This is a genomic window from Pleurocapsa sp. PCC 7319 (assembly GCF_000332195.1).
Lineage (GTDB): Bacteria > Cyanobacteriota > Cyanobacteriia > Cyanobacteriales > Xenococcaceae > Waterburya.
This window is the reverse complement of record NZ_KB235922.1, coordinates 2,142,390-2,165,090: the sequence shown is the minus strand read 5'-3', so window position 1 is coordinate 2,165,090 and position 22,701 is coordinate 2,142,390. Positions and strand designations below refer to the sequence as shown.

Here is a 22,701-nt window from a genome sequence, read left to right as displayed (position 1 = left end):
CGGCTATACTCCTAGTAACCTAATTTATTTTCAAAGCTGCGGTGATAATTTCTGGCGTAACCTGATCGGTGATCATGACTTCGCCAATGCTATTAGGAAGAATAAATCGCACTTTTCCCGCTTTAACCTTTTTATCACTTTTAATTGTTTCTAAAATATCTTCTATTGTTAACTCAGAGGGAATTTCGGTTGGTAAACCAGTTTTAACAATCAAAGCATCTTGCCTTTGAGCCTGTTCTTTTGTCCATAGACCCATTTCTACCGCAATTTTTCCTGCTGCCACCATACCGATCGCCACAGCCTCACCGTGAACAAACTGTTTATAGTGAGTTAAACTCTCAACGGCATGACCGATAGTATGTCCGTAATTAAGAATTGCTCGTAATCCTGCTTCTTTTTCATCTTGGCTAACGACATCAGCTTTTGCCTGACAGGAACGAGTAATAATAGTTTCTAGTAACTCCTCGCTGACATAATCTAAACTATCCAGGCGATCGCTAGCTTCTAATTTAGTAAATAAATCTTGATCCCAAATAACACCATACTTAATCACTTCTGCCATACCTGCCCTAAATTCTCTGGAAGGCAAGGTTTTTAACAGGGTCGGATCGATCGCCACTAATTTAGGCTGATAAAATGCTCCAATCAAGTTTTTACCTTGGGGATGGTTAACTCCGGTTTTGCCGCCTACCGAAGCATCGACGATGGCGAGTAGAGAAGTAGGCACTTGCACAAAATTCACTCCCCGTAACCAAGTAGCAGCAGCAAATCCTGTCATATCACCGATTACCCCACCACCTAAGGCTACTAAGGTAGAAGAACGCTCAATATGGTTAGCTAAAGCTGTATCGTAGACTTGCTGGATAGACTGAAGATGTTTGAATGATTCTCCTGCGGAAATTAAGTGAGTACAGGTTTCAAAGCCAGATGCTTCTAGAGATTTTACGCAAATTTCGCCATAGTGCTTAAATATCTCAGGGTTAGAAATAACTAATACTTTGTTACCGATAGCTAACTTTTGCATTTTGTTGCCTAACTGAGCTAGGCTGCTAGGAGCGATCGCAATTTCGTAAGAGTCTTGAGGAAGATTTACAGTGATCTTAGGCATATCGGCTAAAGCTATTTTTTAGAGATTTTATTGTAAATTTTTTTCGGCTTAAGTTACTTAAAGATTTAACTGTTTGGCTACTATTTACTATCACAACCCAAAGTTAAAAACTAAGAACTAAAAACTAAGAACTAGGAACTAAATTAGCTTAAGCTTAATTACATAGTAAACTTGGCAAAATTTATTATTTATCTGTGAACGGTAACTCTAATTTGATTTCGTCCCCTGCAAGCCGAATGTTCAAACGCTTGGCTTTTAATGGTTGGACTATTCTAGTTATGGCGATCGCCTTAGTGATTGCCATGCCTATATTTTTTGTTTTTAGTAGTATTTTTACTAAATCTACTGCTATCTGGAAACATTTAGCGGCAACAGTTTTACAAGATTACATCCTTAACTCCCTAATGTTGATGCTCTTGGTAGGTATAGGAGTATGTCTCATTGGAGTAGGAACAGCCTGGTTGGTAACGATGTGTCGTTTTTGGGGTAGCAGATGGCTGGAGTGGCTGCTCTTGCTACCTTTAGCTGCTCCTGCATATCTCTTGGCTTATGACTATACCAAAATGCTAGATTACTTTGGACCAGTGCAAACCTGGTTACGTGGTCTGTTTGGCTGGACTAGTTTCAATGATTATTGGTTTCCTAACATTCGCTCAGTATGGGGGGCAGCGGTGATGCTGCTATTGGTTTTATATCCCTATGTTTATTTATTAGCACGGGTAGCATTTCTCGAACAGTCAGTATGTACTTTAGAAGCTAGCCGCTCTTTGGGATGTAATCCCTGGCGTAGTTTTTTGACGATTGCTATTCCTTTGGCTAGACCATCGATTATGGCAGGCTTAGCTCTCGCATTAATGGAAACCCTGAATGATTTGGGTACTGTAGAGTATTTTGGAGTTAATACCTTTACCACCGGAATTTATCGAACTTGGTTAGGGATGGGAGAAAGGGCAGCAGCAGCTCAATTAGCGGCTTTTCTGATGATTTTTATTCTGGTGTTAATTGTCTTTGAAAGGCGATCGCGTAGTGCTGCCCAGTATTATGAAAGCTCTAATTCTCTGAGAAGATTAACTCCCTATCAACTAAACTTTTGGCGTGGTACATTGGCAGGGTTCTGTTGTTTATTGCCCGTTATCTTCGGATTTATCATTCCTGCTATCTACCTATTACATTTGACTCTCAAAAATATTGATTCTGCTTTCAATGACGAATTCTGGAGTTTAGCCCAACATAGTTTTACTCTGGCTATAGTGACAGCGATCGCCGCTATGCTCATTTCCTTATTGATGGCTTATGGTCAGAGACTGGAACCAAACTGGTTTATGAAAACAGCAGTTAGGATTGCCGCGATGGGTTATGCCATTCCTGGTTCAGTAATCGCTGTAGGAGTACTAATTCCTGTAGCAGGATTAGATAATATTATTGACGGTTGGATGCGTTCTACCTTCAATATTTCTACTGGCTTATTACTTTCAGGAACGATAGCCTCCTTGATTTTTGCCTATTTGGTACGTTTTCTCGCGGTAGCTTTTGGCTCGGTAGAATCAAGCTTAAACAAAATTTCTCCGAGTTTAGACGACGCTTCCCGCAGCTTAGGATATGGTTCCACTAGTACCCTCTGGAAAATTCATACTCCTTTATTGTCTGGGGGATTATTAACTTCGGCGATGTTAGTCTTTGTCGATGTGATGAAAGAATTACCTGCTACTTTGGTAATTCGTCCCTTTAATTTTGACACTTTAGGAATTAGGGTATATCAATATGCTTCTGATGAAAGACTAGCAGAGGCTGCATTACCTGCTTTAGCAATCGTCTTAGTGGGGATCATTCCCGTGATTTTCTTGAGTTGGCGTATCACCCATTCTCGCTAACTAGTTATTGATCAAAGTTAAAGCACTTTTTTTCACTTGTTCCACATCAATCATTTGCCTGAGTTCATTTCCATCATATATACCCTCAAAAGCTTCTAGAGCTGCTCTTTCAATTGCAGCTTCAAAAGCTTCATTAATAGTTTCAATTAGTTCATCTTCATTGGCATAGTAACCGCCAGATTTTCGTCTCTTATTAGTACGCTTAATTTCTCTAACAGAATTATTAATGGAAACACCCCAGGATCTAGTTGTCCGTTTTTCAGCTTGTTGTTTGATCAAATGTACTAAGAGAATCACCGCATAACTATAAATTTTGTTAAGTTTATCTTCCTTAGACATCTCTTCCAACTCACCAACAAGTTCCAAAGCTTTGATGTAGTTTTTTTCTTCAATGTATTTTCTTAAAGTAATTAATTCTTCCATCGCTGACTTGTTTTTTGGCTAACTTCGGAACTAGACAAGGTTTAATAATGAAGCGGAATAGTCATTAAAGGCAAAAATAACCAACATACCCAACCCCAGTTTTGCCAGTGATTGATCTGAACGCGAGATATTGGTTCAGGTTGTGCCAACAAAAAATTGATTCTTTCATTAAGGCGATTGGCAAATATGGAATCACCGAAATTGGCACATAACAAAGAAGCTGTCTCCAAGGGAGTTTTGACTACAGTTAACAAAGATTCTGCTAGAAGTAAATAATCAACTTTTTGCGCAGCTTGCCGATCTGCTCTCAATTCTCTAAGTAACAATAATTCTTGCCATAGTGCTTCTGTATTGGGCAACCAGATAGTAAATGAGCGGAGCCAACCCAACCAGAAAAACCAAAACGTATCACGGTAATATTGATGGGCTTGTTCATGAGCTAAGACCGCAGCTAAATGTTCTTCATCTAAAGTGGCTAATAAACCACGACTGACAACTAGTTCAGAATTCCAAAAGCCGATTTGCGCGCTGTAGAGAAAGTCTTGTTCAATAATTCTGGCTGTCTTGCCAGCAATAACTTCTTGTTTATAGGTATTTAGCTGCTTGAGCGAGCGATTACCTTGATAAGCTAGTTTAATCAAACACCAAAGGGCAAACAACATTAAGCTAGCAGACACAATGCAGCCCAAAGACCCCGCTGCTAATCCTAACATTGCTCCATGACAACCCATCCAAAGTATGGCGATCGCTGTAGTTAATAACAATAAAGCGGGAAATATTAGTACAAATAATGCCTGATGCCAACGATCAGACCATGTTCCCGCCAATAATAGAGAGCTATTACGGATGATATAAGCTGCAGTGATAACAGTTAAAATGACTAATAAGTGCATTATTTCTGCTCCTCTCTTTGTCGGCGAATAGAGTTTAGACGAGCGGCAATTTCTTCAATTTGCTCTAAACTAGCAGCATCTAGACTATCAGCGAAAGAAGCAACCACATCTGGGTTACTAACAGCGAGAAATCCATTTAATCTTTCATAGGATTGAATAGCCTGAGCCTGTTCCCGAGAAACTAGAGCTTGCCAAGAAAAAGCCCGTCCTTTTTTACTACATTTGAGCCAACCTTTTTGAGTTAAGCGTCGTAGCACTGTGGTAACTGAGGTATAAGCTAGTTCTCGATTAGGATCTTTGAGAATATATTCGTGAACATTCTTAACCGTCACAGTTTCTAATTTCCAAACTATTTCTAGTATTTCTGTTTCTAGTGGTCCTAGAGACAATTTTTTAGGTTTATGTTGAGGTAAAAAAGCCATTGATTAGGATGGAGAAGGGCACTAATACATTTTACCGCTTTGATACCAACACAATTCTGCTTGATAGTTAAAATTAAAAAATCATATTTTAGAACCTGAATTAAATTACTAACGTTGTCTAACTCTTTACTCTTTGAGATTAAACTATCTAATAAGTGAATTTAAAGAGAGCTTTATGGGTGCTTCTTGTAGCCGCTAAGTACACTGAGAATTTCTACTTAAATTTAATATTAACTATATCTTTATAAAAATTTAAGAAATGCTTGGTCATGAATAATTGGTGCAAACGAACAGCTTTATTGGTAATTGTTATTGGCGGAATCGTTGGGACAAAACTTTCTGGTATTAATGCCCACGAAATTCAAATTGCTTTAAATAATAATTATGAAACTAAAGCTAATCAAAGAGCAGAAGTTAATCAAAATGAGTCTAAGTTTTTAGCTCAAAATACTTCTAGTTGCCATCAAATTAACTTGACCTATCAAGAAGTGTATAGCTTTGAAACTGAGGATTTTTATATTAGTATTTGTCAGCTAGAAAACAGTTTTTTTTATTATCGAGAACCTAAGTCTAATCAAGAAGACACCTTGCTAATTCCTGCCCAAGCTATGTTTAGCGGAGATGTTTTTCAAGCCACAAGTGGAAAAACAATCTATTTTGTTGGCAGGGACGGCGATCGCTACTACTCATCAGTAATGCAAAATAATAGTGAAATTGTCTTTGAGCCAGAGCTACAATCACCACCACCAAAGGTAGCAACATCAGGCTATGAAGTCAGTAATATCAGCTCTACTAGTTCTAGCCACGATGCAAATCGTGGTCAAGTTGAGTTAGGCGGTTCTGAAAACAATGTCAAGCAGTCATCAGTATGTACTAAGAATAAATCGGCTCTGCATCCTCACCTTGACGGCTGGCAAAAATTGATTGGTAAATCAACTGATACAGCTAATGAATATGCACTAAATAATGGTCACAGCTTTATTTCCCATGAACATACTCCAGACAAAGCTTTAATCAAAACTGAAACAGGAGCAATCATCAATCTCGATGTAGCCACTGTTAGCAACGTAATTGAACAAGTTTGTGTTCAACCTGGAGTCTAAAAAAACCGCTCAGACGAAAAGATACTAGTTTAGTTTTTAACCGTATTGGGAGTTTCAATCAGATAGCCAGTAGCAGCTTTAGGAATATTAACAGCAGGTTTGTTAACTGCTACGGCTAACATAACCGAATCAGAGTTAACGGTAGTAGGTGACTCGATATTTGCCATTCTAAAAGACAAAGGAGTAATACCTGGAATAATTCCCGACATAGCAGCTAAAAGAGAAGCAACCAGCACTCCGCCTCCCAAGACTAGCCCACGTTGCCGGTTGTGGGTGCGATCTATTTCACGAAATACTTGTAGAGAAACTTCTGACGCAGATTTGTTGCTAGGCGGGGCCCAAGAATTTTGCATCTGACTTTGCAAGGCCAAGAGTTGAGTATAGAGATGTTTAACTTCTGAATCTTGGTCGAGCAAAACTTGCACCTGATTCCGATCTGAGGCGCTCAATTCTCCATCAATATAGGCACTCACCAACTCAAAATAATCAGGAGCTGCCCCTAAATTGTCGGTCTCTAAATCTGGCACTTCAGTTGATTGGTTATGTTGTAAATCTTCAAATTTAGATGTCATTCGGGCATCACCACTGCTCTTAATAATAAATTAACAATAATTGCGAAGATAGAGATCAACAGAAATAAATCCAACTTTAGATGTCTACTAGAGTAAATACTATTTAACACCTTATTACTAATCTACTCTTCATCCAGATATTTTTGCAATACTGATTGAAGTTTAAGTCTAGCTCGAGCAATTCTAGACTTTACTGTTCCCAGAGATACTCCTGTAATATCGGCAATTTCTTCGTAAGCTAATCCTTCAATTTCTCGCAGTACAATAGTGGTACGAAAAGTCTCTGGCAATTGAGCGATCGCGCTTTGGAGATGCTCATAAAATTCTCTGGTAGCCAAATCATCACTGGGGCTGGGAGCATTGTCAGGTAGTTCCCAACTCATATTGCCATCTTCTAAATAGCGAGGTGCATCGAGAGATAAAGGCGGGCTAACACGTTTACGTTTACGTAATTCGTCGTAAAAAAGATTGGTAGCAATTCGACTGAGCCACCCTCGGAATTTAGCTGGATCTTGGAGACGATTAATATTGCGATACACTCTAATCCAGACTTCTTGAGTCAAATCTGCTCTTTCCTGCCAATCTGGAGCTAGATGATAAAAAAGACGATTTAAATGAGACTGATATCTCCGCAACAATTCGGCAAATGCCAACCTATCGGGCTGAGAATCTGCTTGACAAAGAACGATCAGATCGTAGTTGGAGAGTTGTTCAGGAGACACTAAGCTATTAGTTTCGCTTACCTCGGCTCTTGACCATGATACAGGAAGAGATAGACTCATAAACTTAATTAACCTTGGGTATTAGTGTACTAGGAAATTCTGTATGGTTTTCATGACTCGCAATAAATTACAAAAGTTCCTGACGTTATTCTGCAAGAAGACTATTTGTATCTAAGAAATGGGATTTTGTTCGTAATTGGGAGCATAATCTTTAAGCAAGCTACTCAGTTGACTTGCCACATCAGAATCATTTTTCCCACCCAAAGCTTGTCTTTCGGGGAAAAATTCTGGGCGATCGAGATAGCGAGCGATCGCCTCAGCTACTTGTTCTTGAATTAAATCCTGTAGTTCTTCCCGAGCTCGTTGACGCTGATAATTGGCTCCTTCTTCGGTAGTTGCATACAGTGGAGGCAACCGATTAAGGGCGTAAGCGGCAATATCTCCCACATCAAGAGAAGTGTCGCTGGTTTGCTCAATCTCAGCAACACGAGTAATAGCATCGCTTAAGACTAATTCTTCCATGACATTGATAAACTGCTTACGAGGAACAGCAACAACTTCTCCAGTGAGCAGCGAGCCCATCAGCTTATCCAAAGCCATGTACTCTTCTACGGATAGTTCTGCGGCCGTATCACAAATTCGACCTACTTCCGCTTCCATGCTGGGAGTTAGATAACCATCTTGTAAAGCTTGTTCAACAATAGACTTGATTCCCATAGTAATTTCCGATAATAATCAACTCGAATTAAGTAAACCTTCCGACCTATCTTAATCGCTAATATTGAGAATCGAAAAGACATTAGTCTAAAAAAGACGAAAAATCTGATGTTTTCTAACTTTAAATTATTCTATAACGCTAAACCTCCAAGGAACTGGATCTACCGCCACCTCATTAACATATAAGCCCCAATGTAAATGAGGTCCTGTAGAAGCTCCAGTGGAGCCAATGGTGCCGATTTGTTGACCAGCCTTAACCATTGCTCCCTCTGAGACGTTAATGTCTTGTAGATGCATAAAAACGCTTAATACCCCTTGTCCATGATCGATGCCCACAATATTGCCATGAACATGAAAACCTTCACTTTCTTTACCGACTAAGCTAACTTTGCCTGCTGCTGGAGCAATTACGGGCGAGCCATAACCACCAGCATAATCAACTCCTTTGTGATAGTAGTCCGAGGCAAATTCGCCGTTGTAGTAACGACGCACGCCAAATCCTGTAGATATGCTAGAAGCATTCGGTCTCACAAAAGAACCTTGCCAAAATTTTTCAGGAGTAACTAATTTTTTAAAGGCAGCTACTCGATCTAATTCTATCTGAGTTGCTGGACGAGAAGCTTTGCCACTTAGCCAAATGCGTTGTACTGGGAAATTGCGATTTTTTAACCAGACACCAATATTACTAACCTGATTATCTCCTTGAACACGAAGAGTCATTTTACCAGCAGAATTTAAGGGTGAAGTAGGAATCAAAGCGCGATATATACCATTATTCTCAAAAAGAGGATAGTTTTTGCTGTCTAAAGTAACACTGGGGGGAATATTGGGATCATCAGTGGTAACGATGACGGAAATAGTGTCACCCTGTTGGGGAGTTTCGGGTGAAACTTGAACTTCTAGAGCCTGAGCAGGAAGAGAGGTTAAGCTATGCAAACCAGCACAGCCAAAGGTTAACATTATTTTGGTGGTAATTCCAGTTAGATTTGTTCGACAGCCCTCAAACATAATTTCTTGATTATGATGACAATGATGATTAAAAACTAGTTCAAAGTGTATTCCAACTTATGGCAAACTGCGGTAATTGTTGCGAATTATAATTATTGATTGTAGTTAGTTAGCGAGTTTTTTGTAGGATATTGGAATAAGTGAAATATTCTTTTGTGTCAAATTGATTTGCCAAGGCACGCCAGCATGCTACCACAATGATAGTGTCAGGCTAGAGCAGTTGGTTAATCTTCAAGCTTGCTTTAAAAGGCAAGTAAGGGTACTCCAACCCAAGCGGGGAAGGTTCTTACTAAAAAATATTTATAGATGAGCAATTTAAATTCTGTGGTGGAACAACTACTAGAATCTTGCACAAATTTGCGACCGCAAATGTACTTTAAGTCTTCTCTGACAGCGTTATCTCACGCCATGGAAGATTTAGTATTAAATGATTCGGATACACCTTTGGTAATTGCTAGTTTCCAACGGGAGCGTTTTTATCGTCAGGAAGCTCATCGTTATCGACGAATTGCTCATAAATCTAAACACGTATATGTTTTAGCCGCTCCTGAAACAGACTTTAGTAATAGTTCTGAAAATTATGAAACTATTGCTTTTGAACCTACTGATACTCTGGCCCAAGAATGGCACTTGGTGATTATTGCTCAACAATATGCTAGTTGTCTGATCTGTCGGGAAAAAACTATTCCTCTCACAGAGCAGAAAGATGTTTCCACCATGGATACTAATCGTCGCTTTGAGGGAGTTTGGACATTTGACCGTACTGTTACTCTTAAAGCTGCGGAGATTTTACTCAACCGTATTGCTGTTTATCGCCCAGAACTAACCGCCAAAATCAATCAGGCTCGTCAATTATATTTTTCTTCTCCTATAGAAACATCTAAAAAGCTACAGCTTGATTCTCCTCTCACCAATCCCGATCCGTTTGTGCAGCGATTGGTTACTTATCTTCAAGCAGGGCAATATAAGTTATTAAAAGCCAACAAATCTTTAGCAGCAAAACAACAAAAAGAAAAGTTACTCAATTCAGTCAACGACGCGGTAAGAAGATCGCTAGATACGAAACAAATCTTAAAGGTAGCAGTGCAAAAACTAGGAGAAGGACTAGGAGTTTGTCGCTGTATTATTTATCGCTGCTATGAAAACGATTCTGTGGCTACTGTCGATTATGAGTTTACCAGTCCAGGTATTAAATCCGTCAGGGGAATGAAATGGCAATTAGCCAATAACCCTCTATTTGAGGAAGCAGTGGCATCTACTGAAACAATTAGTGTGGATAATACTCTGGAGGACGAGCGTGTAAATGAGATCATTAAAGCTAAAGGGACAGGAGAATTCTTTCAAAACCTAATTCAAAATTATTCTCTGTTTTCTTTACTATTGGTACCCATTTTTTATCACGGTCGACTTTTAGGGGTGATGGAGTTACACCACTGTGAAACTAAGCCCATTGCTTGGAAACCTGATGATGTTGCCTTGGTAGATGCGATCGCCACTCAGGTGGGAGTAGCTCTGATTCAAGCTGAAGCCTATGCGGATTTGGAAGACCTTAATGAACAACTAGAGGCTCTAGACCGCACCCGTTCTAACTTAGTGGCTATTGTGGGTCATGAGCTGCGTACTCCCTTGTCAACCATTCAAGTATGTTTAGAAAGTTTGGCAAGTGAACCTGATATGCCTCCCGAATTAAGTCAGGTGATGCTTGATACTGCTCTCAGCGATGCTGAAAGAATGCGTAATTTAGTTCAGGACTTTCTTACCCTTTCTCGTTTAGAAGGCGGCGGTGTGGAATGGAACTTAGAAACTTTATCTATTAGTGAATGTATAGATTTAGCCATCAGTAACGTTAAGGCTCGTCACCAAGAAGGAGGAATGCCTCAAATTACCAATTTAACTACTCCCAAAGATTTACCCTTAGTGCAGATTGATGGCGAATGGCTGGTGGAAGTTTTAGCCAAACTACTAGACAATGCTTGTAAGTTTACCCAGGCTGATGGCGAAATAGCGATCGCTGTTAAGACTAATGGTGGCAAGAATCTTGAAGTAACGGTTTCCGATACTGGCAGGGGTATTGAAACTAATAGTTTAGAAACAGTCTTTGATCGCTTTTATCAAGAAGAAGGAGCTTTAAGGCGTAGTGCAGGAGGGACTGGTTTGGGATTGGCTATTTGTCGACAAATAGTCAAAAATTGGGGCGGTAAAATCTGGGCAGAATCGCCAGGAAAAGATCTTGGCAGCAAATTTCATTTTACTATTCCCATCAAAGCCAAGAGTAATAAGTCTCAGCAATCAGCACAAACGAGTACCAAATCCACAACTAGCAAGAAAAAAAGTAACAAAAAGAAAAAGAACTAAAAACTGTAACAGTTTTTGACATACTCACAATATTGCCCTGAACTGAATGATAGGATGCCGTAAATACCTTTAATTGAGGATTTTTATAAACATGGCAGAAGAACTTTCTGGAAAAATGCCCCAATTTGGTGGCAGCACTGGTGGCTTATTAACCAAAGCGGAAGTTGAAGAAAAATACGCTATTACTTGGACTAGTAAAAAAGAGCAAGTATTTGAAATGCCCACTGGTGGCGCGGCAATTATGAATGAGGGTGAAAACCTACTCTATTTAGCTCGCAAAGAACAGTGCTTGGCATTGGGCGCACAGTTGCGGACTAAATTCAAGCCCAGAATTCAAGACTATAAAATTTATCGCGTATTTCCTAGCGGCGAAACTCAATATCTGCATCCCGCAGATGGTGTATTCCCCGAAAAAGTAAATGAAGGTCGTGAGTTCAACGGTAAAAAAGACCGCAGTATTGGTCAAAATCCTGAACCAGCTACGATTAAATTCTCTGGGAAAGCTCCTTACGAAGTTTAAGGGCAATACAGAAGATAAAATTAGGAGGGATGAAGAATGAATTAGATTTCAGACTCGTCCTTCCTTCTTTTTGGCGACAAAAAACCATATTTTAGAGATAAGTATCGCTAAATTTCTTTATAATTGGCATTTATAGCAATACGAACTTTTATTAGGACACTCATTACTCGTTACTCGTTACTCACCCTTCGGGAGGTGCGCATTCCCTTGCGCCTTACGTCGACGCGGGGTCGCACCTTTACTTACGAGCAATCAAATAAATTTGTCCTAACGTAACTTTATACGGCTATACATGGGGTAGTTTCGTTTCATCTTTTACCTGCAATTACTCATTACTTTTGTCATGATTTTTCCCAATTTTTCCCAATTCATTGAGCTGGCACAACAGGGTAATTTTGTTCCCCTCTACCAAGAATTAGTTGCCGACTTAGAAACCCCTGTATCTGCCTGGTATAAAGTTTGCGCTGGTCAACCCTATAATTTTCTTTTAGAGTCTGTAGAAGGGGAAGAAAAACTGGGTCGCTATAGTTTTCTGGGATGCGATCCTATGTGGGTGCTAGAAGCTAGAGGAGAAAAAACCACCCAAACTCACCGTAATGGAGTAGTTACAGAATATACTGGTAACCCTTTTGAAATTTGTAGTCAGTGTTTAGCTTCGATCAAACCAGTAAAGCTGCCTCAACTTCCCCCTGGTATAGGGGGTTTATTCGGGGTTTGGGGTTACGAACTAATTCGTTGGATTGAACCACGAGTTCCTGTAAATTCCCCTCAATCAGGAGACTTGCCTGACGGAGTTTGGATGCAGGTAGATAATTTGATTATCTTCGATCAGGTAAAACGAAAAATTTGGGCAATTTCTTATGCCGACCTACGCAATCCTCTGATCAGCTTAGAACAAGCCTATCAAGATGCCAGCGATCGCGTTACCAAGTTGATGCTTAAACTACAGTTACCTTTACCGATAGAAGCAAAATCATTAGAATGGAAAGCACCAAAGTACCATAGTGCCGAAGATAGTTCTGGGTTAGTTTACTGTAGCAACACTGACAAGGAGCTTTTTTGCCATAACGTTACTAAAGCAAAAGACCATATTCGAGCAGGCGATATCTTTCAGGTAGTAATATCTCAGAAACTTTCAACCATTTACCAAGGTCATCCATTCAACCTCTATCGTTCTCTTCGTCTCATTAATCCTTCCCCTTACATGGGTTATTATCAATTCGGTGATTGGCAACTGATTGGTTCATCTCCAGAAGTGATGGTAAAAGCTGATGTCAGAAGTGATGGCAAAATTGAAGCTAATCTCAGACCCATTGCCGGTACTCGTCCCCGAGGAAAGACTAGCGTCGAAGATGAAGCTTATGCCCAAGATTTACTGGCAGATCCCAAAGAAATCGCTGAACACATTATGCTAGTGGACTTAGGACGCAACGATCTGGGTCGTGTATGTGTTAAGGGTAGCGTTAAGGTAGATGAATTAATGATGATCGAACGCTATTCTCATGTAATGCACATTGTGAGTAATATTGTCGGTGAATTAGAACCCGATAAAACTGCCTGGGATTTGTTAAAAGCTTGCTTTCCTGCGGGAACTGTGAGTGGGGCTCCCAAAATTCGAGCCATGGAAATTATTAACGAACTCGAATCAGAAAGACGCGGCCCTTATTCAGGAGTCTATGGTTACTATGACTTTGAAGGACAACTTAATAGTGCTATTACCATTCGTACGATGATTGTCAGATCTTACAAGGAAAATCAATGTATGGTTTCGGTACAAGCCGGGGCAGGGGTGGTAGCCGACTCAGTTCCTGAGACTGAATATCAAGAAACTCTCAATAAAGCACGAGGATTATTAGAAGCAATCAGAAGCATAAATTAACTAGTCAAAAGTAATTATCAAATAATTAACTAACACACTAATCTGAACTAAATTGAATTTAATCGATAAATTTGGGAATACTAAGTGTGAAATCTATCGCTTAAATTAAATGTGAGTTATTTTCCCCTTAATCTTGACCTGGTTAAAGTTAAATGAATTGTTTCTTACTTCTCTAAAAATACAATCAAAAATGTAGTTTAGTGAGTGAGTCATGATTCTAAACTGATGTTAAAACTATTGAAAAAAATTAGATTTATCTAAGATTAATCGTTAGAATAAGTCAATTACTATACACACAAAATAAATCAGTATATATATTTGAGTTTAAAATAACAAAATTAAGGTCGATGACAGAAATAACTCCAGATTTATCATTGGATCAAGCTTTGTCTTTAATAGATAGTTATGGCTTCGACTTGGGAGGAGATGATGCTGAAAAATTATTAAAATATTGGTTAGATTTATATCATGCTAGTTGGATTAGGTTGGCAACGATAGAAGCTCTTTATTTAGGACGTTATAAAGCAATCTCCATTGAACATATCCTCAGCGTTTGGTTGCGCTTGGGTAGTCCAAATACTCATTTTACCTATGAATTTGAACGGGTAATCTGCCAAAGACTACCTAAGCATTTGAATAGTATATCCAATTTCAACTCAAGCCCAACTAAAGTATCAGAAATTAGTCTTTCTCAGCAAGATTTTCCCAAAAATCAATCAAATATTCCAGTAAAATCAAGCAGAGAACGGAAGGAAAATCGACAGGCTGTCATAGTAAGGCAAAATAATAAGGTTTTAAAATCAGAAATATCAAATCCAGCCATAATTCCTCCTAAGCCAGATTATTTAGAACAACCGAAAGTTTCTTTGGTTTCAGCATTAGGACTTCGCTATCAAGCTAATTGGTCAGAATTGTCTGAGGAGCAGAAGACGATTCATCAGTTTATACCTCTACCTGATGTCTCTTCTTTCTTTAATAAGTTGAAGGCATTTGGTGAAGAAAAGTTAGAAGGGTAGTAATTTATATTAAAATATGTAAAGGTAAAGCTGCTTTTCGGGAATTTTAGATTTAATGCGCGTAGCAATTGTTGGTGCAGGATTGGCAGGCATGGCAACAGCTATTGATTTAGTTGATGCAGGTGCTGAGGTAGAAATATTTGAATCTCGTCCTTTTGTAGGAGGGAAAGTAGGTAGTTGGGTAGACAAAGAAGGAAATCATATCGAAATGGGTTTGCACGTCTTCTTTGGCTGTTACTACAATTTGTTTGGATTAATGAAAAAGGTGGGGGCGATTGAAAATTTGCGCCTTAAAGAACATACCCATACCTTTATCAATGAAGGTGGTAGGATAGGTGAACTAGATTTTCGCTTCCTCACAGGTGCGCCGTTTAATGGCTTAAAAGCTTTTTTTGCTACTTCACAACTTTCAACTGTAGATAAGCTGGCAAACTCTTTAGCACTGGGTACAAGTCCGATTGTCAGGGCTTTGGTTGATTCTGAGGGTGCCATGAAAACCATTCGCAACTTAGATTCTGTTAGCTTTGCTGATTGGTTTCGCAGTCATGGTGGAAATAATGGTAGCCTACGCAAGATGTGGGACCCGATCGCTTATGCCTTAGGTTTCATCGATACAGAAAACATCTCTGCTCGCTGTATGCTGACTATCTTTCAGTTTTTTGCTACTAAAACTGAGGCTTCTGTCTTGCGGATGTTAGAAGGTTCTCCCAGTGAATATTTACATAAACCTATTGTGGAATACTTAGAGGCGAGAGGAACTAAAATACATACTCGTCGGCGAGTTAGAAAAATTTTATTTGATGAGACTGCAGATAGTACCAAAGTAACAGGAATAGTTGTCGCTAACGGAGAAACTGAAGAAACCATTACTGCCGATGCCTATGTCTGTGCTTGCGATGTTCCAGGAATTAAAAAAGTTATTCCTTCAGAGTGGCGTAAATGGTCAGAATTCGACAATATTTATAAATTAGATGCTGTCCCCGTAGCCACAGTCCAGTTACGTTTCGATGGTTGGGTAACAGAATTAAATGATGCCCAGCAACGCCAGCAGTTAAAACAGGCGATGGGAATTGATAATCTTCTTTATACACCCGATGCTGATTTTTCTTGCTTTGCTGATTTAGCCTTAGCCAGCCCTGGAGACTACTATAAATCAGGAGAAGGCTCACTGCTTCAGTTGGTTTTAACTCCCGGCGATCCTTTTATCAAAGAAAAGAATGAAGATATTGCCAACCACGTCTTAGAACAAGTACGTCAGTTATTTCCTTCTTCTAGAGAACTAAACATGACTTGGTATAGCGTAGTCAAACTTGCCGAATCTCTTTACCGTGAAGCTCCAGGGATGGATCCTTATCGTCCACCCCAACAAACACCTATACTCAACTTTTTCTTGGCGGGTAGTTATACCCAACAGGATTATATTGATAGTATGGAAGGCGCAACTATATCTGGTAAGCAGGCAGCTAAAGTAATCTTAGCTAATGCTGAACAGCTAAAATCTGTCATGGTGTAGAGATAATTTTTGTTAGGTAATTTAGTAATATAGAACTTCAAAAAAGATGACAGATTGGCTAGAACATACTGTACAAATAGAAGTACCTGTACCCATTGAATTAGCTTGGAGTCTCTGGTCAGATCTCGAACAGATGACTATTTGGATGAAATGGATTGAGTCAGTCAAAATCTTGGAAGAAGATCCTGAATTATCCCGTTGGAAATTAGCTAGTGGGGGCTTTAACTTTACTTGGCTATCTCGTATTGTCCAGGTTGTCCCACAACAAATCATTGAATGGCGTTCAGTAGATGGACTACCTAATAAGGGAGCAATCCGCTTTTACGATCGCCGAGGCAGTAGTATTGTCAAAATGACTTTCGCCTATGCCGTACCAGGTATTATCGGCAGAATTATGGATAGTTTAATTGGAGACATTGTGGAATCTACTGTCCAAGCAGATTTAGAACGATTCAAAGATTATGCTGTCAAGGTGCAAGCTGAATCTGGGGAATAAGAGACATTTGATTTAATATTTGTCTAATTTAATCAGATGCTAAAGTCTTACACTGAGCTTGATTATATAAAAGGCGATCACATACAGCGGTGTTCAGAGTTATTAAGCACACCTAGTTGACTTGAATTATTAGAATTGGAATTTATAACTGTACTTTTATTTACGTATTTTTGCTGTTCAAAAAAGACTTTATTGGTAAGAATTCAGGTACTAAATTGAGGGATTAAAGAAGGGCGATCGATAACACCGATAGTTGCCAATAAAGCTTGAGTGAAAAAATCCATCACAGAGCGACCCTGAAAACGGCAGGTTTGAATCACACTCAATAAATTAGCTGTATCTTGAAATCGTGTCATGCTGCGAGAACCACCACTTATTTTTCGTTTAGTGACTGCCAATCTTAAAGCACGTTCGGCGAGATTGTTATCAGGCGAAATTTCTGGATGGTCTAAGAAATACCACCATTGGTCTGCTTTTAATTTCAAATTCCGTAATAATTTACCAGCTTCATAACCTGCCTTCTCACTCCACTTACTCAAAGCTAAATTGATTTGAGTTTTTAATTGCGTAGTAGAATCGAGATATTGCTGCCGATGATTATTTTCACGCCATAATCGATGTTGTCGAAAAGCAGAATCCACAATTTCGGTCAAAGCTAGTCCCATTGATCCATTGTCAATTCCTGGTGTTTTCATGAGTCTTTGACAGTGACGACGTAAGTGAGCCTGACATTTTTGTTGTGCTGCGACCGGATAGCCATTGTACACGCTGAAATCATCGGAGATAATGATTCCCGAATACTGCGCGCCTAGTTGGTCTTCTATTTCTTTTCTCGAACGAGTATCCCCCGCTCGAAATAAGCAAAAATTCGGATTAGCAAACACCCACAACCATTCTTTTAATCCTCTTACTGACCAAGGTGTTTCATCAATATTTAAGGTTGGATGATTCTGATTAATCCATTCTTCTAGTTCACTAATGCTGGGCTTAATAGCTGCTGAAATTCTTTGGTTACTGGCAACTAAAGTTCCTAATCCAACTTCAATTTGACCTAACTCCCGCAATAGTTCCTGCTGCTTTTGATAGGGTAGATGCCCATAGTTTCCTAGCCATCCTAGTAATCCCTGTAACTTAATTCCCAAGTCTTGTCCTGGTACAATCTGATGAGACCATTGTGGCGATGTTATTTCTCCACAACACTGACATAGAGAGTGATGACGTTGATACTCAACTATTTCTATTGGTCTTTCTACTAATACTGCTGCTGAGTTGGTTTCAATCTTGATTGATTCTGCTGAGGCTAACAGTTCTCCACAACTCAAGCACTTTTCTGCTTTGAGTACTTCGCAGCGATCTACTCGCCCAAATCCTTTTCTTGTTTTCCCTTGATGTCCTAATTGCCCCCCGGGACTTTTTTTCGGTTTTTGAGACGATGACTTTTCTTTTCTTTCTGGTTTTTTGAGTAAATCTGATGATGGAGGCTTTGACGATATTTTACTGTCTAGGCTTCTGCTTATTTTTAGCTTCTCTATTTCTATTTTTAGCTGCTCGATGATTTCTTGTTGACTCAGTATGAGCTTCACCAGTTCCTTTTTTGACAACTGGTTGAGTTTTTCTAGTTCGTTTAACTCAGGTTCCTGGTTCATCTTACCGTTACATTACCCAGTTTTCTTAACGAGTGCAACCTTATCTCTCTTTTTAATACCTGAATCCTTACCTTTATTGATATCAAAGTATTTTTTTTTAATCTAATTACTTGATTGACAAATATATCTCTTGAAAACACTAAGGATTAAAGTTGTATCAAGAAAGATCTTATTTTCTCCTTTTATCAAAGAAAAACACTTATTTAAAATTATTATCTATCAAATTAGACCTAATTAGGAGTTTCTTAATTCCTTTTTTAAAAATTTGAGTATAAACACTAGAAAAAACATAGTAAATTCACTTATAGACACTTAATTTAATTGTCATTTAAGTTAGTAAAGTACAATTAATTGGATAATCTTAAAAATGACCAAATTTTTAAGTTTCGGCTCAAATAAAATCTCATTGCTATTGTTAGTTATATTTGTTCTATTTACTACTTCTTGCAGTGGAGGTGGTTCTAGTAATGGAGGTGGTTCTACTCCTCCTCCAAATGTAGAATGTTCTGATGGCTTTGGTGATGCAAGTCGCTGCGATACTAGAGATTTATTGTAAATATTTTTCCAAAACTTACATTTCAAGTATACAGATTAATAATTAAGGAGTAATACTATGACAGTTGGAAATTTGAACCCAATGGTAGGGTCATTGGGCAACGACCCGCTTTTTAACAGCTTTTTTGCAAATGATAATTCTAATAATTTACTTGCCTCAAATCTCGACATTATTTATGGTTTACAAGGTAATGATAATCTAAGCACAGATCCTAGTTTAACTTCAGAACAAAATGCAGTTTTAGTAGGTGGTTCTGGGGAAGACCAGTATCTAATTGGCAATAATAATTCTGTTGTAATTTTGGATAATGGTAATTCCAATGGAGATAGTTTAATCACCAGTGGGATTGGTTTTAATCGTCCAGATAGTTATGCTCTTACCATCGATAATCGTCATTTATATGCTTTTGATACAACATCTAATCAATATGTTCTTTTAATTGATTGGCAAGCACCTGAAAATAGATTAGAGACTATTGAAGTAGCTGGGGGTCAAATTCTTAATTTTGATCAATTTGTAGTTGAACTCAATAATATTCGTAACGACCCTACTTCTAATTTCTTAGGAGATTTCACCTGGGAGAATGTGCAAACAGATTCTCAATTACAAAGTTTAGGTGCAGAGATTGACCTAGGTGCTTTAGATCTATCTACTGAGACAATCAATTCAGCAATTGATGAAGTTGTTGCAACAGCGAACAACTTTGAAAATACTATTACCAGTTTTACTCTACCTAATCAAACTGTCACTGGTAGTTTGAGTGATACAGATAATTCCTATATCTCTGATAATGAAACCTATTATTATGACTTCTATTCATTTCCAGTAGAAACTGTGATAGAACCAGGAGATATAGTTACGATTAACATCTCTTCTAGTGAATTTGATCCATTGTTAATGATTTTAGATTCTAAGGGAAACGTACTAGAATTTGATGCTGATGGAGATGACGAACTTACTTTTGGAGTTGGTTCTGGAGAGCCTTTCTTTGTATCCGTAGAAAGTCGTAATCCGAATGAAACAGGCAACTATAGTCTTGCTATTGAAACAGTAGATGTTGATCCTATAAGTGCAGGTCTAGATGATACTAATGCATCTACGGATGCTATTTATGACATTGATCGAATTCAAACTAGAGATAGTTTAACGGGTAGTTTGAGCGAGGACGATAATCGGTTTACAGATCCAGCAACTGGTGACATCTTCTATCTAGATAATTTTTTAGTTGATGGTAATGTAGGTGATGTTGTTAATGTTACCCTAGACTCAGTCTTTGATGCAGAGCTTTCGATCTCTTCAATTGATAACTTAGGAGTTGTTAATTTAGTAGGTGCCGTAATTGATAATGTAGGTGCTGGTCAAGTAGAAAGAACTAATTTTACTATTCAAGCAGGTTTTGAATATGTAATTTCTGTTGATAGTGTTAATCCAATGACACCAGGTGATTATACTTTAACTACAAGTATTTAGATTAATAAACTGAAAATAAGTTTATAGTTACCGCTTTGAAAAAGCATAAATCTACTTGACTTTTTCAAAGCTTTTTTATGGTGATGGGTAAATTATTGAAAAAACTACACCTAAAGATTTCTCTTGCAGATCGCTACATTATCAGCCAGTTCATTCCTCCTTTAATTTTTGCTGTTGCCATTTGTACTATTCTTGGCGAACTAGTTGGTATTACTTTTGAACAGATTAGATTTATAAGTAGAGATGGATTACCTATTAATATTGCTGCTTATATTCACTTGTTAAAACTACCCGCTTTTATAACTTTGGCTTTACCAATGGCATTTTTAATAGCAACCATTATTACTTTCAGTCAACTATCAGCGAGAAGTGAAATCATTGCTTTGCAAAGTTTTGGCGTTAGCTTATATCGAATAATTATTCCTGTTTTATTTGTAAGCTTAATAGTAACAGGATTTATGTTTGTTTTTCATGAATTCATTGTACCTCCTGCCAATTATCGAGCAGCAATGATATTAGAAAAAGAATGGGGAGTAGATCGAACTAAATTAGCGAAATATAACAAAAGAGAAATTATTTATCAACAATTTGAGACTAATAAACTTAAACCTCATTTGAAATTACTTTTTATTGCTAATCGCTTTGATGGAAAACAGATGCAAGGTGTTACTTTATTCAAGTACCAAAATAAAAAGTTGCAAGAAATAATTATTGCTCAAGCAGCACAATGGAACGAAAAACAACAACTATGGCAGCTATTATGGGGTCGTCAAGATATTCTTAATCCAGATGGTACTTATGCTCAAACTAGAAACTTTGAAAAGCTATCTCTTAAGTTAACCAAAAACATTTTAGATTTTGCCAATCATCATCGCGATCGTCGTGAGATGAATATCATGGAGCTTTACCGACGATTGAAATTAATTACAAATACCAATAACGTCAAAAAAATTCGCCAGCTTAAAATTAGCATCCAAGAAAGATACGCTCACCCCTTCTCCTGTTTTGTATTTACTTTGTTGGGTTCGTCTTTGGGTATAAGTGCAGGAACAACAAGCAAGTCCAATAGTTTGGGAATTGCCGCGATCGCTATTTTTAGTTACTTTTTTGCACAGATATTTTTTACAGCATTAGCTGTAGTTGGCGTAATATCAATATTCTGTGGTGTATGGTTGCCAAATTTTCTAGGATTACTCTTTGGATTCTATTTTTTAGCATATCGTAGTGCTCACAGAATATTATAATCTCTAATTTAAACAGATAAAGTCTTACACTGAGCTTGATTATATAAAAGGCGATCACATAATACCAAAGCTACCATTGCCTCGACCATAGGCACAGCTCTAGGTAAGACACAGGGGTCGTGTCTACCTTTAGCAGCTAGAACAGTTTCTTCCCCACCTTTGGTTACTGTTTTCTGTTCTTTACCAATAGTTGCAGTGGGTTTGAATGCCACCCGAATCACAATATTTTCTCCATTAGAAATCCCTCCCTGGACTCCTCCCGAACGATTAGAAACCGTGCGAGTCTCGCCGTTTTCATCGATATAAAATTCGTCGTTGTGTTCGCTACCAGTCATAGTCGTACCAGCAAAACCAGAACCAATTTCAAAGCCTTTGGTTGCAGGAAGAGACATTACGCCTTTGGCTAAATCGGCCTCTAATTTATCAAATACTGGATCTCCTAAACCTTTAGGCACATTACGGGCTACACATTCTACTACGCCACCTAAAGAATCCTTATCTCTTCTGGCTAAATCGATGCGCTCAATCATAGTTTCAGCACATTTAGCATTGGGGCAACGGACAATATTACTTTCTACCTGTTCCAAGGTTACAGTGTTGGGGTCTACTTCGGCTTCAATATCTTTAATCCGTTTCACATAGCCCACAATTTCCACTCCAGTGACTTGCTGGAGAATCTTTTTGGCGATCGCACCGGCAGCAACTCGACCAATAGTTTCTCTGGCTGAAGAACGTCCACCTCCCTTCCAGTTACGGATTCCATACTTAGCATCATAGGTAGCATCAGCATGGGAAGGACGGTATTTGACAGCCATCTCATTATAGTCCTGAGAACGGGCATCTTTATTCCGCACTAAAATGGCGATCGGAGTTCCCAAGGTTTTACCTTCAAAAACTCCCGAAATTATTTCGCAAGTATCGCTTTCTTTTCTGGGGGTAGTAATCTTGCTTTGCCCTGGTCTTCTGCGATCTAAATCCACCTGAATTTCCGCTTCGCTAATTTCTAGTTGGGGTGGACAGCCGTCAATAACAACGCCAACACCTCCACCATGAGATTCTCCGAAAGTAGTAATACGAAATAAATGTCCGAATGTGTTCCCCATAATGCCTTTGCTGTCCTAGTAAAGCGACTTGTATTGTATCGCAACTTATGTGGCTAAATTATAA

The 22,701-nt window shown here is 38.6% G+C and carries 21 protein-coding genes; 11 read left to right on the top strand and 10 right to left on the bottom strand.

Annotation, left to right across the window (positions count from 1 at the left end; all coding sequences use genetic code 11):
• Window positions 1-19 precede the first annotated feature (19 nt).
• Window positions 20-1,108, bottom strand: coding sequence for a 3-dehydroquinate synthase (gene aroB, locus PLEUR7319_RS0113645; RefSeq protein WP_019505793.1), 1,089 nt, complete (start codon window positions 1,106-1,108; stop codon window positions 20-22).
• Between the two features lie 236 nt (window positions 1,109-1,344).
• On the opposite strand from aroB, the gene PLEUR7319_RS0113640 reads away from it, so the two are divergent.
• Window positions 1,345-2,979 (top strand): iron ABC transporter permease, encoded by a 1,635-nt coding sequence (locus PLEUR7319_RS0113640; protein ID WP_019505792.1) that lies wholly within the window; start codon window positions 1,345-1,347, stop codon window positions 2,977-2,979.
• Here the strand turns inward: PLEUR7319_RS0113640 and PLEUR7319_RS0113635 are convergent, their stop codons facing one another.
• From PLEUR7319_RS0113635 to PLEUR7319_RS0113625, 3 genes are read right to left on the bottom strand one after another with little or no spacing between them, the layout of a single operon-like run.
• Window positions 2,980-3,402 (bottom strand): DUF29 family protein, encoded by a 423-nt coding sequence (locus tag PLEUR7319_RS0113635; protein WP_019505791.1) that lies wholly within the window; start codon window positions 3,400-3,402, stop codon window positions 2,980-2,982.
• A 41-nt stretch (window positions 3,403-3,443) separates the two neighbouring features.
• Window positions 3,444-4,295 (bottom strand): M56 family metallopeptidase, encoded by an 852-nt coding sequence (locus PLEUR7319_RS0113630; RefSeq protein ID WP_019505790.1) that lies wholly within the window; start codon window positions 4,293-4,295, stop codon window positions 3,444-3,446.
• Window positions 4,295-4,717 (bottom strand): BlaI/MecI/CopY family transcriptional regulator, encoded by a 423-nt coding sequence (locus PLEUR7319_RS0113625; protein ID WP_019505789.1) that lies wholly within the window; start codon window positions 4,715-4,717, stop codon window positions 4,295-4,297. Before PLEUR7319_RS0113625 ends, PLEUR7319_RS0113630 begins: the two co-directional genes overlap by 1 nt.
• A 269-nt stretch (window positions 4,718-4,986) precedes the next feature.
• On the opposite strand from PLEUR7319_RS0113625, the gene PLEUR7319_RS0113620 reads away from it, so the two are divergent.
• Window positions 4,987-5,820 (top strand): hypothetical protein, encoded by an 834-nt coding sequence (locus PLEUR7319_RS0113620; RefSeq protein WP_019505788.1) that lies wholly within the window; start codon window positions 4,987-4,989, stop codon window positions 5,818-5,820.
• Between the two features lie 29 nt (window positions 5,821-5,849).
• Here the strand turns inward: PLEUR7319_RS0113620 and PLEUR7319_RS35270 are convergent, their stop codons facing one another.
• The 4 genes from PLEUR7319_RS35270 to PLEUR7319_RS0113600 form a co-directional block, all read right to left on the bottom strand.
• On the bottom strand, window positions 5,850-6,392 hold the full coding sequence (locus PLEUR7319_RS35270; protein WP_019505787.1) for an anti-sigma factor: 543 nt from the start codon (window positions 6,390-6,392) through the stop codon (window positions 5,850-5,852).
• Between the two features lie 122 nt (window positions 6,393-6,514).
• Window positions 6,515-7,174: a sigma-70 family RNA polymerase sigma factor gene (locus PLEUR7319_RS0113610; protein ID WP_019505786.1), complete on the bottom strand. Its 660-nt coding sequence runs from the start codon at window positions 7,172-7,174 to the stop codon at window positions 6,515-6,517.
• Between the two features lie 111 nt (window positions 7,175-7,285).
• Window positions 7,286-7,831 (bottom strand): late competence development ComFB family protein, encoded by a 546-nt coding sequence (locus tag PLEUR7319_RS0113605; protein WP_019505785.1) that lies wholly within the window; start codon window positions 7,829-7,831, stop codon window positions 7,286-7,288.
• A 126-nt stretch (window positions 7,832-7,957) separates the two neighbouring features.
• Window positions 7,958-8,839: a M23 family metallopeptidase gene (locus PLEUR7319_RS0113600; protein WP_019505784.1), complete on the bottom strand. Its 882-nt coding sequence runs from the start codon at window positions 8,837-8,839 to the stop codon at window positions 7,958-7,960.
• Between the two features lie 306 nt (window positions 8,840-9,145).
• Between PLEUR7319_RS0113600 and PLEUR7319_RS0113595 the strand changes: the two genes are divergently transcribed.
• From PLEUR7319_RS0113595 to PLEUR7319_RS0113570, 6 genes are all read left to right on the top strand, one after another.
• Window positions 9,146-11,194: a DICT sensory domain-containing protein gene (locus tag PLEUR7319_RS0113595; RefSeq protein WP_019505783.1), complete on the top strand. Its 2,049-nt coding sequence runs from the start codon at window positions 9,146-9,148 to the stop codon at window positions 11,192-11,194.
• 91 nt (window positions 11,195-11,285) lie between these two features.
• On the top strand, window positions 11,286-11,714 hold the full coding sequence (locus PLEUR7319_RS0113590; RefSeq protein WP_019505782.1) for a photosystem I reaction center subunit II PsaD: 429 nt from the start codon (window positions 11,286-11,288) through the stop codon (window positions 11,712-11,714).
• A gap of 343 nt (window positions 11,715-12,057) precedes the next feature.
• On the top strand, window positions 12,058-13,593 hold the full coding sequence (trpE, locus tag PLEUR7319_RS0113585) for an anthranilate synthase component I (protein WP_019505781.1): 1,536 nt from the start codon (window positions 12,058-12,060) through the stop codon (window positions 13,591-13,593).
• A 347-nt stretch (window positions 13,594-13,940) separates the two neighbouring features.
• Window positions 13,941-14,609, top strand: a complete 669-nt coding sequence (locus PLEUR7319_RS38105) for a hypothetical protein (protein ID WP_019505780.1) — start codon at window positions 13,941-13,943, stop codon at window positions 14,607-14,609.
• Between the two features lie 55 nt (window positions 14,610-14,664).
• Window positions 14,665-16,122 carry a 9,9'-di-cis-zeta-carotene desaturase gene (gene zds, locus PLEUR7319_RS0113575; RefSeq protein WP_019505779.1) on the top strand — a complete coding sequence of 486 codons (1,458 nt, stop codon included), beginning with the start codon at window positions 14,665-14,667 and terminating at the stop codon, window positions 16,120-16,122.
• A 46-nt stretch (window positions 16,123-16,168) separates the two neighbouring features.
• Complete coding sequence (locus tag PLEUR7319_RS0113570; RefSeq protein ID WP_019505778.1) at window positions 16,169-16,618, top strand: SRPBCC family protein; 450 nt, start codon at window positions 16,169-16,171, stop codon at window positions 16,616-16,618.
• Window positions 16,619-16,821: 203 nt separating this feature from the next.
• Here PLEUR7319_RS0113570 and PLEUR7319_RS0113565 read toward each other — a convergent pair whose 3' ends face one another.
• Window positions 16,822-18,264, bottom strand: a complete 1,443-nt coding sequence (locus PLEUR7319_RS0113565) for an IS66 family transposase (RefSeq protein WP_019503489.1) — start codon at window positions 18,262-18,264, stop codon at window positions 16,822-16,824.
• 367 nt (window positions 18,265-18,631) lie between these two features.
• Between PLEUR7319_RS0113565 and PLEUR7319_RS0113560 the strand changes: the two genes are divergently transcribed.
• The 3 genes from PLEUR7319_RS0113560 (at window position 18,632) to PLEUR7319_RS0113550 (ending at window position 21,534) form a co-directional block, all read left to right on the top strand.
• A complete protein-coding gene (locus PLEUR7319_RS0113560) occupies window positions 18,632-18,820 on the top strand; it encodes a hypothetical protein (RefSeq protein WP_019505777.1) in 189 nt (62 codons plus the stop codon).
• A 57-nt stretch (window positions 18,821-18,877) separates the two neighbouring features.
• On the top strand, window positions 18,878-20,290 hold the full coding sequence (locus PLEUR7319_RS0113555) for a hypothetical protein (protein WP_019505776.1): 1,413 nt from the start codon (window positions 18,878-18,880) through the stop codon (window positions 20,288-20,290).
• A gap of 83 nt (window positions 20,291-20,373) precedes the next feature.
• Window positions 20,374-21,534: an LptF/LptG family permease gene (locus PLEUR7319_RS0113550; protein ID WP_019505775.1), complete on the top strand. Its 1,161-nt coding sequence runs from the start codon at window positions 20,374-20,376 to the stop codon at window positions 21,532-21,534.
• A gap of 8 nt (window positions 21,535-21,542) precedes the next feature.
• Here the strand turns inward: PLEUR7319_RS0113550 and aroC are convergent, their stop codons facing one another.
• A complete protein-coding gene (gene aroC, locus PLEUR7319_RS0113545) occupies window positions 21,543-22,637 on the bottom strand; it encodes a chorismate synthase (protein WP_019505774.1) in 1,095 nt (364 codons plus the stop codon).
• Between the last annotated feature and the right edge of the window lie 64 nt (window positions 22,638-22,701).